This window comes from Chlorogloeopsis fritschii PCC 6912 (genome assembly GCF_000317285.1).
In the GTDB taxonomy this organism is placed as follows: domain Bacteria; phylum Cyanobacteriota; class Cyanobacteriia; order Cyanobacteriales; family Nostocaceae; genus Chlorogloeopsis; species Chlorogloeopsis fritschii.
The window spans coordinates 1-3501 of sequence record NZ_AJLN01000131.1 but is presented as its reverse complement, the minus strand read 5'-3'; the positions used below and the strand labels follow the sequence as shown (position 1 = coordinate 3501).

Annotated in this window: 5 protein-coding genes; 2 read left to right on the top strand and 3 right to left on the bottom strand. The window is 39.4% G+C overall.

Translation table 11 applies throughout. The features are described 5' to 3' along the window. The first annotated feature begins 278 nt into the window (after positions 1–278). On the top strand, positions 279–1325 hold the full coding sequence (locus UYC_RS0129275; RefSeq protein ID WP_016877699.1) for a heme-dependent oxidative N-demethylase family protein: 1047 nt from the start codon (positions 279–281) through the stop codon (positions 1323–1325). 195 nt (positions 1326–1520) lie between these two features. Here the strand turns inward: UYC_RS0129275 and UYC_RS0129270 are convergent, their stop codons facing one another. After that, positions 1521–1823, bottom strand: a complete 303-nt coding sequence (locus tag UYC_RS0129270; protein WP_016877698.1) for a hypothetical protein — start codon at positions 1821–1823, stop codon at positions 1521–1523. On the opposite strand from UYC_RS0129270, the gene UYC_RS38290 reads away from it, so the two are divergent. Next, on the top strand, positions 1822–2085 hold the full coding sequence (locus UYC_RS38290) for a hypothetical protein (RefSeq protein ID WP_026087799.1): 264 nt from the start codon (positions 1822–1824) through the stop codon (positions 2083–2085). The two genes, UYC_RS0129270 and UYC_RS38290, sit on opposite strands and share 2 nt — an antisense overlap. A 330-nt stretch (positions 2086–2415) precedes the next feature. Here the strand turns inward: UYC_RS38290 and UYC_RS0129260 are convergent, their stop codons facing one another. Both UYC_RS0129260 and UYC_RS0129255 read right to left on the bottom strand, forming a co-directional pair. After that, positions 2416–2676, bottom strand: a complete 261-nt coding sequence (locus tag UYC_RS0129260) for a DUF7219 family protein (RefSeq protein WP_016877697.1) — start codon at positions 2674–2676, stop codon at positions 2416–2418. Between the two features lie 279 nt (positions 2677–2955). Then, on the bottom strand, positions 2956–3501 hold a 546-nt coding region (locus UYC_RS0129255), incomplete at its 5' end, for a phosphate ABC transporter ATP-binding protein (protein ID WP_016879765.1).

Here is a 3501-nt window from a genome sequence, read left to right as displayed (position 1 = left end):
CCAAACATAAAAAATGGCGACTCCTCATCGACCCTCTGTTCTGTCAATCCACAGGATTGATTTGATTGTGGGTCAATTCGTCATCGCCCAAAAATTCATCCCCTCGCTCAACGAAGCGTTAGAGCGCGGGGCTTCTTTTTGATCAAGCTAAACAAGTTAAATTATTTCAAGCAATTACAGTTCCTCTTTTATTAATATTGAGAGAGTACAATGAGGGACGAGATTTTGATTATCTCTACTACTTGTGATGATTAATACTAACCAGTCCTAGATTGATTATGCATAAGGCGTGTATCAAAACCTCATTTTTAGATACAGTATGCCAACAAGTGCGGACAACAGAAGCATCTGGCAACTCTGCTTCCTATTTTCCGCTTGAGAATGGGCGTTATGAGGTTAAACCTGGTTTAATTCCTTTTGGCTGTGACTTAGGTAATGGTGTTGCCGATCGCCAAGTATTTCAAATTGACAATAATTTTGCTGATTATCGTGAAGTTAAGCTGGCGGCTCGTGCCGAATGCTTAAGTAAGTATTACCAGACTTGCAATTACTCTACTGCTGTAGCCAGTGCGATCGCTCGTTTAATTATTCATCGCCTTACCAAAGAACATTCCCATCTTTTTCAAGTAGAACAGCAAGCTAATGGCAAGATTACGTTTCATAGCCGCCTCAGTGCAGAAACTTTTTACCTAGATGCGAATTGGCAGTTATTGTCTTTTCAAACAAATGGAAAACCCATCTTTCCACCTTACGTCTCGATTCTCGATGCTCTTGCTACACAAATACAAGAAGATTTGACAGTAATCTGTCGTACTGCTAACGGTAGTAACTGGCTGAGTGCAGTTCATCTTTGCTATCCCAACCACTGGTCTGCTGAAGATAAAATTGGCAAAGATTTTGCTGCCATACATTCACCTGTGCCAGGTATGGAAAAAATCAATCGGCAGGCAGGTGGGATTGTTAACACAATGATTGCTCATAAACCAATGGTGCGCTTTGCTTGGGGTTTGAGCACGGATACCCGTCTTAACCATCACCCCGAACCACCAATCAATGTGCCAATTCAGCAGTGGCAAGGTAGAAACTTTGATCTTCACAATCCCCGACTCTACTTACGAATTGAACGCCAAGTTATTTGGGGAATACCAGAATACGAGGTGGCGCTGTTTACTATCCGCACCTACTTTCGGGATTGCGCTGCGATCAAAAAAGATCCACAGTTGTGTTCTAAGTTAGCTTCTGCCATCCAATCAATGACATCAGAATCGCTGATTTATAAGGGTTTGAAAGAGAGTAAAGATAGTATCTTATCTTGGTTGGGATAAAAAATTAATATGACTAGAAATTTAAAAATTTTCCGAAACTACCCAACTCACTGTTGTAGTTATTAATAGACAAGCAAATTAATAAATTTATAATTAATCTCCATAAATAAAGCGCGGGGATATACCCAACTCAAGCCCAGTCACAAGACTGGGTATTTGAGTTTGAGTAGAGGCGATCGCATTCTGACAACAACATCAAAAAGCGAAATTCCCAAGTGTATCAATACCTACAGTTCTTGAGGCGATAATCCCAATCAGCACAACCAAACCTAGCGCTCTACGAAAATAATTAACGCCTTGAAATAATTCCAGCCATGCCCAAGTAAATAACGAACCTATTGCCAGTACATCTAAACCTATATTAATTTCGCCTGTTGTAAAAACTAGTTTGAGTAAACTAGCCGTGAACCAGACAATAATTGGTAGATTTGGCATCTGAGCTACAACAATATTGCCATCGCTGTCACGGAAGATTTTATCAAATAATGTATTTTTCATGACTTCAAATTGCAATCAAGCTTATGTGCAACAAACTTATAAGAACTATCCTCTGGCATTAAAACATTCTGGTTTTTATCCGAGCAAGTGCCATCATGCTGAGATTAGAGCAGCACAGCATATTTCATATATAATTCTTTTGACAGATATCTTTAAAAAGAGACTCTGGATGCGATCGCTCTCGTCACTACCTTCCCATCACCAACTTGAAATCCGCTTTCAGAGGGAACAGGGAAACCTATGCTTAAAAGCGTGGGATTGAAACAAGGACGCTTTGTTTTTCGGGCAACATCCAGACAAAACAATTCTTTTTTCTGACTGGGCTTTAAACCCAGAACGCGCATTTTTTTGGGGAACAGAGAACAAGACACATTCTGTTTTCTATTTCCTGTTAAGAGTTCCCTTTCTTTGTAATTTGCATACTCTGTAATAAATCACAAAATAGAAAAAAGACTGATTTTATATTATCTGACCAATTCAAACTGCTTGTCCGCTATTACGATAATTATTATTTACTGATAAAGTCAGTTTCCTATCCCAGTACTTAAATCAGCACGATGACAGGGATAAATCTCTGCAGATTTGTGGAAATCTACGGTTTTTGTTCTTCAGGAGAATCTCCTTTGTCTTTGCCAATTCCTAGCTGTTCTTTGGAGCTTTTTAGTTCTTGCCAAACTTCTTTTATTTGTTGATATGCTTCATCTGAACCTATTTTACCATTGGTTTCTAAACCGCAGATATAGCCAACTCGCTGTGCAAATTCTTGTAAATTTGCATTGAATGCTAAATTCTCTGGCTTAACTTCACCATGATAAGGACGGTATACATACAGAAAATCATCTTTGTTTGTCATTTTTGATCACTAATTTAGGGTTAGTAGCAGGGTAACGTAAAAGCTTTAAACTATTCTTCAGTAATTGTTATGAATTACGTATAATTCTCCAACACAATTTTATTTCACTGTTGCTGCTATACTCTCCAATGAAGAAATAATAGATTGACCCAGGCTTTAATAGCAAGTGCTAGAATCTTTAGATTTAAGTAAGTAAAAAGCTAGTCCTGACTAAGCACCAAAGAACCAGCTTTGATAAATTCCTTACCTCTAATTGCAGCTTTGAAAAGCTGACAAACTTTAACCGAATTTACCACTAACGTACTCTTTAGTAGCTTCCTGCTGAGGATTTTGGAAAATCGCCTCCGTGCGGTCAAATTCAACCAAATAACCAGTTCGACTACCTTTTTCTGAAGTCTGGACATTGAAAAAGGCTGTCATATCTGACACCCGTGAAGCTTGTTGCATATTATGAGTCACAATCACCACAGTATATCGCTGCTTGAGTTCGTGAATCAATTCTTCAACTTGCAGCGTTGAAATCGGATCGAGAGCCGAACAAGGCTCATCCATTAAAATCACATCCGGTTGCACAGCGATCGCACGAGCAATACACAAGCGCTGCTGCTGTCCACCAGATAAAGACAAACCACTTTGCTTGAGTTTATCTTTGACCTCATCCCACAAAGCAGCCTGCTTGAGCGAGCGCTCCACCAATTCATCCATATCACCCTTGTAACCGTTTATTTTCGGCCCAAAAGCAATATTCTCATAAATTGATTTCGGAAATGGGTTCGGTCTTTGAAACACCATACCAATCTTGCGCCGCACTTCTACCGGGTCGAC